This is a genomic window from Cupriavidus yeoncheonensis (assembly GCF_905397275.1).
Classification (GTDB): Bacteria; Pseudomonadota; Gammaproteobacteria; order Burkholderiales; family Burkholderiaceae; genus Cupriavidus; species Cupriavidus yeoncheonensis.
Genome location: NZ_CAJPUY010000007.1, coordinates 254243 through 267586, shown reverse-complemented (window position 1 = coordinate 267586; position 13344 = coordinate 254243). Strand labels below are relative to the sequence as shown.

Sequence of the window (13344 nt, the reverse complement as noted above, 5' to 3'; positions counted from 1 at the left end):
GCTAGTGCACGACCCGGGGCTTGTCAATTTCAGGAGATGCGGGCGGCTCCGCGCCGCGCGTGCTCGAAGAAGTGCGAAGAATTGGCCGCCATACAGCCAGTCGGGCCACGCGACTCAGGGATATCACTCTCTTCCCCGAGCGGCGACAGATGCTACTCTCCCCGCTGCTCCTGGGACCGCCAGGCCAGCAAGTGATGCGCCCCGCACGGCAGCGATTGCGGTGTTGCGCATCATGAGTTTTCGCGCCTTTCGCGAGCGTATCGCAAGATGCACTGAACAAAGCGAGTGACATGCAGTCTTACTCACTCGCCTTCCAACGAAGAGTCGCGTTCATGACCAAGCGTTTGTTGTCCGCCATGCGTCAGTACGCATGGTTTGCCGGTGTCAAACACCATGTCGTCCAGGGCGTCGAAGCCTTGGCCGAGTTGCTCAAATCCCCTTCCGCCGCGGCCCGCGCGGTGGCTGCCGTCATTGCCGAGACCGAACACGGCGTTCAGGTGTGGGTGTCGTACTTCGGCAAGCCGCTGGACCCGCATACGAACTACGTACTCTGGCCCGGCCGGGCCTTGCGTCCTGCGCGCCGTCGCATCCAGCCGATGCCGCTGGAACACATGCGGCGCTCGCGGGACGACTGAACGCCGGCCTTCGGGCCTGGCGCCACGCGCACTGGAAGGGGCGCGCCCCTTCACTACAATGACTTTGTGTCCCCGTCGTCGACAAGGAGCAGACATGCCCGAACCGAAACATGACGAAGCGCTGGTCAATCTCTACCTCGAACGCATTTCGGCGCTTTCAGTCAGCGCATTCGACGGGGCCGATGTCAGCGGCGAGCTTGAAGAAATCGTGCGCGAAGCGGTATCGCGCTGCGGCGCGGACGGCGGCACGCTGAGTGTCCTCGCGAGTCGCCTGCGCGAGCGCGCGGAAGCCGCCGATCGCGAAGGCCAGCCGCTGGTGCGCGATACTTTTGCACGCGCCGCCAGCCTCGCTGCATCGAAATAAGAGCGCGCGCAAGGAAATCGCGATGCACGCCTGATCAAGCGCGAATGCGATCTGGCCGTACCGTGTTCGACGGTTGAGCGGCTGGAACTGCGTGAATAGCTTTGGGAGATTTGGCCGATCGGCCTAAGGAACCAGGCACCTGAAGGTGTTGGTTGCGGGGGCAGGACTTGAACCTGCGACCTTCGGGTTATGAGCCCGACGAGCTGCCAACTGCTCCACCCCGCGTCTGAGAAGAGAGATTATGCTGGATCGGCACGTGGATAGCAAGCATTATTTCCGCTCGCGCGCGAATTCCGTGCTCGATAGCAGGCCAGCGTGCAACCTCATGCGATGCGGCGCTGCTTGCCTTCGGTTTCTGCATCGGCAAGTACGGTTTCGATGTACTGATTCACCTGGTCCAGCGCTTCGAGCTTTGCATCAAAGGCATGATTGGGAAACGGATTGTGCCGCGGCACCAGTATCTCGCCGTCCTGCCTCCGGATGATCTCCACCAGGATCGACCACTTGCCCCTGGGCAAGCCAATCACTTCGTAGACGATCTTGTAACCTTCAAATTCCGGCATGGCGTGTACTCCTCTACTGCGTGGCGGACGGGACATCGCCCGCCTCCACTTCCAGAGTAGGAGTGCACTCCCGGGACAAAAATGATCTGTATCAATGGACGCCAATCCATGAAGATAGAGGCCTGATATAAGCCATTGCGTGCACCGGAATAATGGAAGCATGCGCAGCATGAGGCGGCCCGCTGTCGCTGCGCATGCGCCCGGAATGCACACGCGTTACTTGCCGGGCCCGATGATCCGATCCACAAGCGAGTAGCCGGCGCTGAAGGCCGCGACTTCCGCGGCGTGCCGGGTGGCAAAGTGCTGCGTGCCGCTGACGAGCAGGTCCGTGTCACCCGCATCCGCGGGGTCCATGCCCTCCTGGCACACACGAACTTCATAAGCCCAGCGCGCCGCCCCTCCCATGCTGACCACGCCACCTTCATGCTGCTGCGTCACGAGCACGTAGACGTCCATGTCGCGATACGCCTCCACACGCCATTCGGGTTGCGCCATGCCGATCTCCTTGCGCGAGACAGTCGCACCTTGTTTCGAGCCTAGGTGTGCGCCCGAGCGACCGCAAGGCATGCCGCTGCGATCAGCATGCAATCAGTAGATCGCATGCGATGGAATCTGGAATATCGGGAAACGCTGCGCGAGACCGGCGGCAAGCGATGAGGAGCCGCACGAGCGCGAAAATGAAAGACGCGCGAAAATGGCGCAACAGCAGAATGGCGGAATGGCAGAATGGGCGGAAACGAAAAAGGGCTTCCGTTTCCGGAAGCCCTTTTCTTTCTGCATAGGTGGCGCGGCTGGCAGGATTCGAACCCACGACCCCTTGGTTCGTAGCCAAGTACTCTATCCAACTGAGCTACAGCCGCACTCGAGAAAAGAGATTATATCTGAAATTTCATTCTTGGGAACCCCCTCCTGCACTTTTTTTCGTTTTTCCTGGAAGCACGGGCTGCCGGAGTGGTTTTCTATAATGGCAGACCGAAGATGTGATCCCGACCATGAACAAAGCATTTGTCAAAGAATCGTCCGATGACGACGAGGACGATCTCCCCGAAGGCGCTACCCCGCTGCCCGCCGGCACGAAGAACTACATCACCGAGGAAGGCTACAACCGCCTGCGCAACGAGCTGATACAGCTCATCGACGTCGAGCGTCCCGATGTCGTGCAGATCGTGTCGTGGGCCGCCTCCAATGGCGACCGCTCCGAGAACGGCGATTACCTCTATGGCAAGAAGCGTCTGCGCGAGATCGATCGCCGCATCCGCTTCCTGACCCGTCGCCTGGACAAGGCCGAGGTGGTCGACCCGTCCCTGCAGGGCGACAACGACCAGATCTTCTTCGGCGCGACGGTCACCTACGCCAGCCAGTCCGGCGAGGAAACGACCATCACCATCGTCGGCATGGATGAGGTGGATCTCGACATGAACCATGTAAGCTGGATTTCGCCGATCGCCAAGGCGCTGATCAAGGCGCGTGAAGGCGACACCGTGGCGCTGCGCACGCCGGCCGGCGTGGAACAGATCGATATCCTGGAAGTCTGCTACCCGTCGCGCAAGCCGGGCTGAGCGCGCACCGGCGGCGCTCAGCCGTCGTTGCGGTCGCGGAAGATGCGGATCACGTCCGGGTTGCGTCGCAGGGCCCGCATCACGTTGGCCAGGTGCAGGCGATTCTGTACCTGGATGATGAACTGCATATAGGTGGCTTCCTGATGGCTGCCGTCCTGCTGTTCCATCGACACGTGCGCCACGTTGGCGTCGGCCGAGGTCAGGTCCGCGGCCACGCGGGCGACGATGCCCTTGACGTTGCGCACCATCACCTTGATCGACACATCGAATGCGCGCGTAGTCTTCTTCGCCCACATGACGTCGATCCAGTGCTCCGGGTCCTTGCTGTGCAGGCGCTTGGCCACCTTGCAGTCCTGTACGTGGATCTGCAGGCCTTCACCCTTGCCCAGGTAGCCGACGATCGGGTCGCCCGGGATTGCACGGCAGCACGCCGGGAACAGGATCGACATGCCTTCGTCGCCCGTAATCGGCACGGCCGGCGCTTCTTCGCCCGAGAACGTCTGCACGGCCGCCAGCAGCGCGCTGTCGACATCGCCTGACAGCTCCTGCAGCAGGATCTCCATGCGCTTGGCCACCACGGCGGGCACGCGCCGGCCCAGTGCCAGGTCGGCGAAGATGTCCTCGCGGTGCTTGTTGCCGGTCCACTGGATCATGCGGTCCCACACCGACTGCGGCACTGCCTTCAGTTCGATGCCGAGCTGGCGCGCCGACTGTTCGAGCAGGCGCTCGCCGAGCTGGATTGCCTCGTCGAGCTTGGTGGTCTTCAGGTAGTGGCGGATGGCCGCGCGCGCCTTGCCGGTGCGCACGAACGACAGCCAAGCGGGATTCGGCTTGGAATACGGGGCCGTCACCACCTCGACGATATCGCCGCTCTTGAGCTCCGTGCGCAGCGGCAGCAGCTCGTTGTTGATCTTCACGGCAACGCACTGGTTGCCCAGGTCGCTGTGCACCGCGTAGGCAAAGTCCAGCGCGGTGGCGCCGCGCGGCAGCGCGCGGATATGGCCCTTCGGCGTGAACACGTAGACCGCGTCGGGGAACAGGTCGATCTTGACGTGTTCGAGGAATTCCTGCGAATCGCCGGTCTGGCTCTGGATATCGAGCAGCGACTGCAGCCACTGGTGCGCCTGCTGCTGGATATCGTTGGCATGGTCCGCCTGCGTCTTGTACATCCAGTGCGCGGCCACGCCGGCCTCGGCGATCTGGTGCATCTCGCGCGTGCGGATCTGGAACTCCACCGGCGTGCCGAACGGGCCCACCAGCGTCGTATGCAGCGACTGGTAGCCGTTGATCTTCGGGATCGCGATGTAGTCCTTGAACTTGCCCGGCATCGGCTTGTACAAGCCATGCAGCGCGCCCATTGCCATATAGCAATGCATCTGCGTTTCCACGACCACGCGGAAACCATACACGTCGAGCACCTGCGAGAACGACAACTGCTTGTCGTGCATCTTGCGGTAGATGCTGTAGAGCGTCTTCTCGCGCCCGGACAGTTCCGCGACGATGCCGGCATCGGCCAGCCCTTTCTGCGCGGCCTCGAGGATACGCTTGACCACCTCGCGGCGGTTGCCGCGCGCGGCCTTGACGGCCTTTTCGAGCGTGGCGTAGCGGAATGGCGAGCCGACCTTGAACGACAGCTCCTGCAGCTCGCGGTAGATGGTGTTGAGACCGAGCCTGTGCGCGATCGGCGCATAGATCTCCATGGTCTCCAGCGCGATGCGGCGGCGCTTCTCCGGCGGCACGAAGTCGAGCGTACGCATATTGTGCGTACGGTCGGCCAGCTTCACCAGGATCACGCGCACGTCGCGCGCCATCGCCAGCAGCATCTTGCGGAAGCTCTCCGCCTGCGCCTGCTCGCGGCTCTGGAACTCAAGCTTGTCCAGCTTGGTCAGGCCATCGACCAGTTCGGCGACCTTGGGGCCGAATCTCTCGGCCAGCTCGCTCTTGGTGATGCCCTGGTCTTCCATCACGTCGTGCAGCAGCGCCGCCATGATGGACTGCACATCGAGCCGCCAGTCCGCGCACAGTTCGGCCACCGCCACCGGATGGGTGATGTACGGTTCGCCGCTCTGGCGGTACTGGCCCAGGTGGGCCTCGTCGGAAAACTGGAAGGCTTCGCGTACGCGCGCCTGGTCCGGCGCCTTCAGGTAGGCCAGCTTCTCCATCAGCCGCGAGATGGAGATGACCTGCTGGCGCGGCGGCACCGCGGGTTGCGATGTGGGGCCGAAGAAGTGACGGTATGACTGCGCCAGCACAGCGTCGATGAACAGGCTGTCGCCTGCCAGTGCCGCCGGCGCCTCCTCCACGGCCATCACGTCGTCGTGCGTGGCCGAGGCGGGCGCCATGCGTGCCTTGCCCTGCGCCATCGGCGGCACGACGGCACGTTCGCCGACAACATCGTTGCCAAGCGGATCAGGAAGATTGGGAGCGCCGGTGCGCGCGGTCACGGATGCCTGGCCGGAAGAAGAGCGCTTACGCGCGGACGCCGCTCCGGCATCGCTGCCCGTCTCGCCCCGCGTGTGCGCGGCGCCGGCCTGCTGGCCGGGAGAGACGGTTGACGAGGATGGCTGTGACGAAGGCATGGGGGCGGCCCCTGGAATCCGGTTGCTGGATGCGTGCGCATACGATGCAAGGATGAACCACAGGCCGCCCGGGGTATCAGGTCGGTACCTTCTTGAGCATTTCGATGCCGACCTGGCCCGAGGCGATCTCGCGCAGGGCAACCACGGTGGGCTTGTCCTTCGCTTCCACCTTCGGGGTGTGGCCCTGCACCAACTGGCGCGCACGGTACGTGGCCGCCAGGGCGAGCTCAAAGCGGTTCGGGATGTGTTTCAGACAATCTTCGACGGTAATACGCGCCATATCAAATCCACCTTGGGACAAAACCTGTTGGGTTGCTATTTTACAGCACCGCGCGGGAATCGCCCGGCGACGCCCCGCGCGCATACATGCTCAGTGAATGCCAAGCTCGATAAAGAGCTCGGTGTGGCGCGCCTTTTGCGACGAAAAGCGCAGGCGCGTGGCACGCACCACGTTGCGCAGTTCCTCGAGCGCGTTTTCGAACACCTCGTTGATGATGACGTAGTCCGACTCGGACGCATGCGACATTTCGCTGCCGGCGGCCAGCAGGCGCCGCACGATCACGTTCGGCTCGTCCTGCCCGCGCTTCTTCAGGCGCTCTTCCAGCGCCGTCAGCGACGGCGGCAGGATGAAGATCTCCATCGCGTTGGAGAACCGCTTGTGCACCTGCTGCGCGCCCTGCCAGTCGATCTCGAGCAGCACGTCGTTGCCCTGCGCCATCTGTTGCTCGATCCATACGCGCGAGGTCGCATAGTAGTTGCCGTGGACTTCGGCCCACTCGAGGAATTCGCCGCGATCACGCGCAGCGCGGAACTTGTCCACGGTACAGAAGTGGTACTCGCGCCCGTCCTGCTCGCCGGGACGCGGCGCGCGCGTGGTATGGGAGATCGACAACCGGATTGCCGGGTCCTGCGCGAGCAGTGCGTTGACCAGGGTCGACTTGCCGGCTCCGGAAGGTGCCACCACCATGAACAGGTTGCCGGGGTAGACGGTATCGATGGCAGTGTGAGGCGTATCGCTCATGTGAATTCTTTGGATCGTCAGGCGTCGTGGCGCCGGGTGAAACGGAGTGCGTCGGACCGGCGCGTTATTCGAGGTTCTGGATCTGCTCGCGCATCTGCTCGATCAGCAGCTTGAGCTCCATCGACGCATCGGCCAGTTCCTTGGCGGCTGCCTTGGAGCCGAGCGTGTTGGCCTCGCGGTTGAGCTCCTGCATCATGAAGTCGAGCCGCTTGCCGGCCTGCCCGCCCTTCTTCAGGATATGGCGGGTTTCGTTCAGGTGTGCCTGCAGGCGCGACAGCTCTTCCGCAATGTCGATGCGGATGCCGTAGACCGTGGCCTCCTGGCGGATGCGCTCGGCGACCTCGTCGCGGCTCATCGCCGGCATGCCGGCCGGCGCCGCCAGGTTGAACGCTTCCCGCAGGCGCTCGGTCAGCTTTTCCTGATGATGGGCGATCAGCTGCGGAATGGTGGGCGTGAGCCGTTCGACGATGGCCAGCATCGTATCGATGCGTTCCATCAGCGTGGCCTTGAGCGCCTCGCCCTCGCGGCGGCGCGCCTCGCGCAACTGGTCGAGCGCTTCGCGCGCGGCGCCCATCACGGCTTCGCGCAGCGCGTCCTGGGACAGTTCGGGCTCGACCAGCACGCCGGGCCAGCGCAGGATCTCGCCCATGCGCAGCGTGCCCGCCGTCGGGAAGGTGTTCGCGACCGTCGACTCCAGTGCGCGGATCTGGCCGAGCAGGCCCTCATTGAGCGCCAGCGTGGCGCCGCCGGTATCGGTGCGCTGCAGGTTGATGCGGCATTCCAGCTTGCCGCGCGACAGCTCGGCCATCAGCATCTCGCGCAACGCCGGCTCGAACGCGCGGCACTCTTCGGGAGCGCGGAACAACAGGTCGAGAAAACGCGAATTGACAGTCCGGAATTCCACCGAAACGGAAGCCGTCCTGCCGCTGGGCTCACCCTGCGCGTTTGTCAGCGGTGCCTGGCGGGTCGCCAGGCCATAACCTGTCATGCTGTGGATCATTGAGTGTTCTCGCGAAATGGCGCGGGCCCGGGGGTAGGCTGGGCCCGCCGCAAAGGCGTCTTGTATCCGCCGAAATGGGGCAACAATGCCCGCTATTGTGTTCTTTACAAGTGACCGATTAGCCGTGACAATCCCGAGGCAAATCCGGTCCGATACCTATGACAGAGCCCAAGGGCGCTACACAACCCAAGAGTGCACCGCTGCCCGTCGGCACGCTGCTGTCCAACTATCGTATTGTAAAGAAGTTGGCCAGCGGGGGGTTCAGTTTCGTCTACCTGGCCACCGACGAGACCGGTGCGCCGGTCGCCATCAAGGAATACCTGCCCTCATCGCTGGCGCGCCGCAACCCCGGCGAGCTGATCCCGATGGTGCCCGAGGAAAACGCGGCGTCGTTCCGCCTGGGCCTGAAGTACTTCTTCGAGGAAGGCCGCTCGCTGGCCCGCATCTCGCATCACAGCGTCGTCCGCGTGGTGAATTTCTTCCGCGAGAACTCCACCGTCTACATGGTCATGAACTATGAGATGGGCAAGACGCTGCAGGAGCATATCCTGGCCGCGCGCCAGCAGGGCCGTGCCAAGGTGCTGCGCGAGCATTTCATCCGCAAGGTCTTCCATGACCTGATGAGCGGCCTGCGCGAAGTCCATATCCACAAGCTGCTGCACCTGGACATCAAGCCCGGCAACATCTACCTGCGCGAGGACGAATCGCCGATCCTGCTCGATTTCGGCGCCGCGCGGCAGACGCTCACCATGGAGGCCAAGCGCTTCCAGCCGATGTACACGCCCGGCTTCGCCGCGCCCGAGCTCTATGGCAAGCACAACGAGCTGGGGCCCTGGACCGACGTCTACAGCCTGGGCGCGACGCTCTACGCCTGCATGGCCGGCATGCCGCCGCAGGAAGCCAACCAGCGCGAAAAGGACGACCGCATGGGCGATGCCATCACCCGCCTGCGCAGCAGCTACACCAACGGCCTCGTCGACCTGGTCGAATGGTGCCTGCGGCTCGCTCCTGCAGAGCGCCCGCAGAGCGTCTTCCGCCTGCAGAAGGAGTTGCGCGAGCAAACCAACGCCCTCGGCGAGCAAGCCGCGCAGGCGGCGCCGCCCGCACCGGCGGAGCGCCCGGAGCGGACCGGCCCGTCCAGCCGCTTCCTGACCCTGCTGCGCCGCCGCGACGACACGGTAGCCGCCACCACGCGCCAACCCGCGGACACAAGCGGCGACTGAGTCACTCACGGTCACGCATTTCCGAACCGAACCCTCCCGAACAGCCAACATGCGATTCTCCGTCTATCAGGAAAGCAGGAAAGGCGGCCGCCGCGTCAACCAGGACCGCATGGGCTACTGCTTCACGCGCGATGCCCTGCTGATGGTCCTGGCCGACGGCCTGGGCGGCCATGCACTGGGCGAAATCGCCGCGCAGCAGGCGCTGCAGACGCTGGCGCACCAGTTCCAGACCCAGGCCCGGCCGACGATCCGCAACCCGGCGGATTTCCTGCAGGACACCATCATGCTGGCGCACCGCGAGATCCACCGCTACGCCGAAGCCCACCGGCTTTCCGACGTGCCGCGCACGACGGTGGTCTGCTGCCTGGTGCAGCAGGGCCAGATCCATTGGGCCCACGCCGGCGATTCGCGCTTCTACCTGGTCCGCAAGGGCCGGCTCCTGACGCGTACGCGCGATCACTCGAAGATCGAGAACCTGTTGCAGCAGGAACGCGTGCTGCCCATGGAAGTCGCCAACCATCCCGAGCGCAACAAGCTCTACAACTGCCTGGGCTCGCCCAACCTGCCGCTGATCGATATCGGCGGTCCGCTGCGGCTCGATCCGGGCGATGTCGCGCTGCTGGGTTCCGACGGCCTTTGGGGGCCGCTCGAAGAGCCGGAAATCGTCGACAGGCTCACCCGGCTGTCGGTGGTGCAGGCGGTGCCGGAACTGATTTCGCGCGCGCTCGAAAAAGCCGGCGAAGGTGCCGACAACACCACCGGCATCGCCATGATGTGGGAGCTGGACGCCAGCGCCACGGGTGACGAATCCGTCATGACCGACACCCTGCCGCTGAACGCCTTCACGACCTCCATCCTGGAACGCACGGGCACGGAGGCCGACCTGCTTTCCGAAGAGGAAATCGAACGCTCCATCGCCGAGATCCGCGCGGCCATCGACAAGACCAGCAACCTGATGCGCTGAGCGCGTCGACCGGCAACGGCGGGGGCAACGGCGGGAAGGCGGGCACGCCAGGCCCGCCGGCGTTAGAATCGCGGTCTCCACCCGATTCGAGCGAACCATTCCCATGCGACCCAGCGGACGCGCAGCCGATGCGCTGCGTTCTATCAGCCTGACCCGTCACTACACCCGCCATGCCGAAGGCTCCGTGCTGTGCGCCTTTGGCGACACCAAGGTACTGTGCACCGCCAGCGTGCTGTCCAAGGTGCCGCCGCACAAGAAAGGCAGTGGCGAAGGCTGGGTCACGGCCGAATACGGCATGCTGCCCCGTGCCACGCATACGCGCTCGGACCGCGAAGCCGCGCGCGGCAAGCAGACCGGTCGCACCCAGGAAATCCAGCGGCTGATCGGCCGCGCCATGCGCACTGTGTTCGACCTGGCCGCGCTGGGCGAATACACGCTGCACCTCGACTGCGACGTGCTGCAGGCCGACGGCGGCACCCGTACGGCGGCCATCACCGGCGCATTCGTGGCCGCGCATGACGCGGTCTCGACCATGCTGCGCAACGGCCAGATCAGCACCAGCCCGATCCGCGACTTCGTCGCCGCCGTTTCGGTTGGCATGGTCGACGGCGTGCCGGTGCTCGATCTCGACTATGCCGAGGACAGCAACTGCGATACCGACATGAACGTGGTCATGACCGGCAGCGGCGGCTTTGTCGAAGTACAAGGCACCGCCGAAGGCGCCCCCTTCAGCCGCGCCGAGCTGGACGCCATGACGCGCCTGGCCGAGGCCGGCATCGCGCAACTGGTGCGGCACCAGCGCCAGGCGCTGGGCCTGGACTGAAGGACGCGGCACATCATGCAACGCCTGGTACTGGCCTCCAACAACCCCGGCAAGCTGCGTGAATTCGGCGCACTGCTGTCCCCGCTCGGCTTTGACGTGGTGCCGCAAGGCCAGCTCGGTGTCCCCGAAGCGGAAGAGCCGTTCGGAACCTTCGTCGAGAACGCACTGGCCAAGGCCCGGCATGCCAGCCGGCTGGCCGGCATGCCCGCACTGGCGGACGATTCTGGCATTTGCGTGCAGGCGCTGGACGGTGCCCCGGGCGTCTACTCGGCACGCTACGCGCAGATGGCCGGACAGGCCAAGACCGATGCCGCCAACAATGCGCACCTGATCTCGCAGCTCGCCGGCAAGCTGAACCGCCGCGCGCACTACTACTGCGTGCTGGTCTTCGTCCGGCATGCCGCCGACCCGTGCCCGATCATCGCCGAAGGCGTATGGCATGGCGAAGTCGTCGACGCCCCGCGTGGTGCCGGCGGCTTCGGCTATGACGCGCACTTCCTGCTGCCGGAGCTGGGCAAGACCGCCGCAGAGCTGCCCGCCGACGAAAAGAACGCGGTCAGCCATCGCGCGCTGGCGCTGCGTTCGCTGGCGGCGCGCCTGCAGACCGAAGGCCGCGGGCAGGCTGCGCGATGATCCCGATCGTACCGGCGGGCACACCGCCGGCCGCCACCGCCGACAACACGCAGCTCTGGCTCAAGCCGGGCCAGATCGCGCTGCCCGGCTCGCCGCCGCTGTCGCTCTATGTGCATGTGCCGTGGTGCGTGCGCAAGTGCCCCTACTGCGATTTCAATTCGCATGCGGTGCCCGGCAAGGACGGCAGCCACGACATTCCGGAAGACGCCTACCTGGACGCCTTGCGCGCCGACCTGGAGCAATCGCTGCCGCTGGTGTGGGGCCGCCCGGTGCATACCGTGTTCATCGGCGGCGGCACGCCGAGCCTGCTGTCCGCGGCCGGCATGGACCGGCTGCTGTCCGATATCCGTGCGCTGCTGCCGCTCGACGCCGATGCCGAGATCACGATGGAGGCCAACCCGGGCACCTTCGAGGCCGAACGCTTCGCCAGCTACCGCGCGAGCGGCGTGAACCGGCTGTCGATCGGCATCCAGAGCTTCAACGACAGCCACCTGCAGGCGCTCGGCCGCATCCATGGCGAGCGCGAGGCGCGCGCGGCGATCGACATCGCGCAGCGCAGCTTCGACAACGTCAACCTGGACCTGATGTACGCGCTGCCCGGCCAGACCATGGAACAATGCCGCAGCGACCTCGAAGCCGCGCTGTCATATGGCACCACGCACCTGTCGCTCTACCACCTCACGCTGGAACCGAACACGCTGTTCGCCAAGTACCCGCCCGCACTGCCGGACGACGACCTGGCCTACGAGATGCAGGACCTGATCGAGGCCCGCACGGCGCAGGCCGGCTATCGTCATTACGAGACCTCGGCCTACTCGCGCCCGCACCGCGAAGCCCGGCACAACCTGAACTACTGGCGCTTTGGCGATTACCTTGGCATCGGCGCCGGCGCGCATGGCAAGCTGTCGTTTCCCAATCGCATCCTGCGCCAGATGCGGCACAAGCACCCGGCCACCTACATGGCGCAGGCCATGGCCGGCAACGCGGTGCAGGAAGCGCGCGAAGTCGGTGCGGACGAACTGCCGTTCGAGTTCATGCTCAACGCGCTGCGCCTGACCGACGGCGTGCCGGCCTCCAGCTTCCACGACATGACGGGCCTGCCGCTGCACGCCATCAGCCGGCAGCTCGCGGCCGCGGAGAAGAAGGGATTGCTCGATGCCGACCCCACGGTGATTCGCCCGACCGAACTCGGCCGACGCTTCCTCAACGACCTGCAGGAGATGTTCCTGAAGGACTGAGGACGACGCCTGTCCATCATGAAAGCAAAAAGGCCACGGCATCGCCGTGGCCTTCTTGCTTCTTGCGGCTTACCCGGGATCAGTACGGCTCGGCCATGTCATTGGCCACGCGGGCACGCATGCCAACCTGCAGGTTGCCCAGATTGCTCTGCGTCACCGTGGCAACGCGGCCATCATCGAGCCTGACATTGACGCGATAGGCGTTTTGCGTATTGCTGCCCGCGCGCTTCTCGATCTGGTTGCCGGCTACCGCGCCGACCACCGCGCCACCGATCGTTGCCGCCGTCTGCCCGCGGCCACCGCCGACCTGGTGACCCAGCAGGCCGCCCGCGGCGCCGCCGATCACGGTGCCGAGCAGGCCGGAGCTGTTCTGCGTGCTGGCAATCGGCTCGATGGATTCCACACGTCCGTAGTACACCGAACCAGCCGGCGCCTGCGACGGGTAGCCACCGTTGCCGGTCTGCGGCGGAGGCGGCGCGTGATAGCCGGTGTTGTTGTACCCGTTGTTGTAAGGCGCCGCGCAACCGGCCAGTCCGATTGCAGCCAGCACGGCCCCGAGCGCCATTCGATTTTTCGACTTGCTTTGCATCTGGAATTCTCCTCTGTTGCCAGGTGAAGCCGGGAAAGCGGCACTTACGCAATCCCCCGGCACACCGATATGAGCCCCATGGCGGCGGTAAGGTTCCGCCGTGTCAGACAGGCTCCGACAACAGAAACGCCGGATTCACCCAAGGACGCGCCC

At 64.9% G+C, this 13344-nt stretch carries 15 protein-coding genes and 2 tRNA genes; 8 read left to right on the top strand and 9 right to left on the bottom strand.

Going from position 1 to position 13344, the window contains the following annotated elements:
• The first annotated feature begins 332 nt into the window (after window positions 1–332).
• Both KHO22_RS12110 and KHO22_RS12105 read left to right on the top strand, forming a co-directional pair.
• Window positions 333–635, top strand: coding sequence for a hypothetical protein (locus KHO22_RS12110; protein WP_211947374.1), 303 nt, complete (start codon window positions 333–335; stop codon window positions 633–635).
• A 94-nt stretch (window positions 636–729) separates the two neighbouring features.
• Window positions 730–999: a hypothetical protein gene (locus KHO22_RS12105; protein WP_211947373.1), complete on the top strand. Its 270-nt coding sequence runs from the start codon at window positions 730–732 to the stop codon at window positions 997–999.
• A 149-nt stretch (window positions 1000–1148) separates the two neighbouring features.
• Here the strand turns inward: KHO22_RS12105 and KHO22_RS12100 are convergent.
• The 4 genes from KHO22_RS12100 to KHO22_RS12085 form a co-directional block, all read right to left on the bottom strand.
• Window positions 1149–1224 (bottom strand) — tRNA-Met (locus KHO22_RS12100).
• A gap of 98 nt (window positions 1225–1322) precedes the next feature.
• Entirely contained in the window at window positions 1323–1562 is a 240-nt protein-coding gene (locus KHO22_RS12095; protein ID WP_211947372.1) for a hypothetical protein, read from the bottom strand.
• A gap of 216 nt (window positions 1563–1778) precedes the next feature.
• Entirely contained in the window at window positions 1779–2057 is a 279-nt protein-coding gene (locus tag KHO22_RS12090; RefSeq protein WP_211947371.1) for a hypothetical protein, read from the bottom strand.
• Window positions 2058–2345: 288 nt separating this feature from the next.
• Window positions 2346–2422 (bottom strand) — tRNA-Arg (locus KHO22_RS12085).
• Window positions 2423–2554: 132 nt separating this feature from the next.
• Here KHO22_RS12085 and greB point away from each other — a divergent pair.
• Window positions 2555–3121, top strand: a complete 567-nt coding sequence (gene greB / locus KHO22_RS12080; RefSeq protein ID WP_211947370.1) for a transcription elongation factor GreB — start codon at window positions 2555–2557, stop codon at window positions 3119–3121.
• A gap of 17 nt (window positions 3122–3138) precedes the next feature.
• Here greB and KHO22_RS12075 read toward each other — a convergent pair whose 3' ends face one another.
• From KHO22_RS12075 to KHO22_RS12060, 4 genes are all read right to left on the bottom strand, one after another.
• Window positions 3139–5565: a RelA/SpoT family protein gene (locus KHO22_RS12075; RefSeq protein WP_211947369.1), complete on the bottom strand. Its 2427-nt coding sequence runs from the start codon at window positions 5563–5565 to the stop codon at window positions 3139–3141.
• 211 nt (window positions 5566–5776) lie between these two features.
• Window positions 5777–5980, bottom strand: coding sequence for a DNA-directed RNA polymerase subunit omega (gene rpoZ, locus KHO22_RS12070; protein WP_006578656.1), 204 nt, complete (start codon window positions 5978–5980; stop codon window positions 5777–5779).
• 90 nt (window positions 5981–6070) lie between these two features.
• Window positions 6071–6721 (bottom strand): guanylate kinase, encoded by a 651-nt coding sequence (gene gmk / locus KHO22_RS12065; protein WP_211947368.1) that lies wholly within the window; start codon window positions 6719–6721, stop codon window positions 6071–6073.
• A 64-nt stretch (window positions 6722–6785) separates the two neighbouring features.
• Entirely contained in the window at window positions 6786–7721 is a 936-nt protein-coding gene (locus tag KHO22_RS12060) for a YicC/YloC family endoribonuclease (protein WP_211947367.1), read from the bottom strand.
• A 158-nt stretch (window positions 7722–7879) separates the two neighbouring features.
• Between KHO22_RS12060 and KHO22_RS12055 the strand changes: the two genes are divergently transcribed.
• From KHO22_RS12055 to hemW, 5 genes are all read left to right on the top strand, one after another.
• On the top strand, window positions 7880–8944 hold the full coding sequence (locus KHO22_RS12055; protein WP_211947366.1) for a serine/threonine protein kinase: 1065 nt from the start codon (window positions 7880–7882) through the stop codon (window positions 8942–8944).
• A 49-nt stretch (window positions 8945–8993) separates the two neighbouring features.
• On the top strand, window positions 8994–9908 hold the full coding sequence (locus KHO22_RS12050) for a PP2C family protein-serine/threonine phosphatase (RefSeq protein WP_211947365.1): 915 nt from the start codon (window positions 8994–8996) through the stop codon (window positions 9906–9908).
• 103 nt (window positions 9909–10011) lie between these two features.
• The gene (rph, locus tag KHO22_RS12045; protein WP_211947364.1) at window positions 10012–10731 is read left to right on the top strand and encodes a ribonuclease PH; all 720 of its coding nucleotides are present in this window, start codon (window positions 10012–10014) and stop codon (window positions 10729–10731) included.
• 15 nt (window positions 10732–10746) lie between these two features.
• A complete protein-coding gene (gene rdgB / locus KHO22_RS12040) occupies window positions 10747–11364 on the top strand; it encodes an RdgB/HAM1 family non-canonical purine NTP pyrophosphatase (protein WP_211947363.1) in 618 nt (205 codons plus the stop codon).
• Complete coding sequence (hemW, locus tag KHO22_RS12035; RefSeq protein WP_211947362.1) at window positions 11361–12602, top strand: radical SAM family heme chaperone HemW; 1242 nt, start codon at window positions 11361–11363, stop codon at window positions 12600–12602. Before rdgB ends, hemW begins: the two co-directional genes overlap by 4 nt.
• A 79-nt stretch (window positions 12603–12681) precedes the next feature.
• Here hemW and KHO22_RS12030 read toward each other — a convergent pair whose 3' ends face one another.
• Window positions 12682–13191 (bottom strand): outer membrane lipoprotein, encoded by a 510-nt coding sequence (locus tag KHO22_RS12030; protein ID WP_211947361.1) that lies wholly within the window; start codon window positions 13189–13191, stop codon window positions 12682–12684.
• Between the last annotated feature and the right edge of the window lie 153 nt (window positions 13192–13344).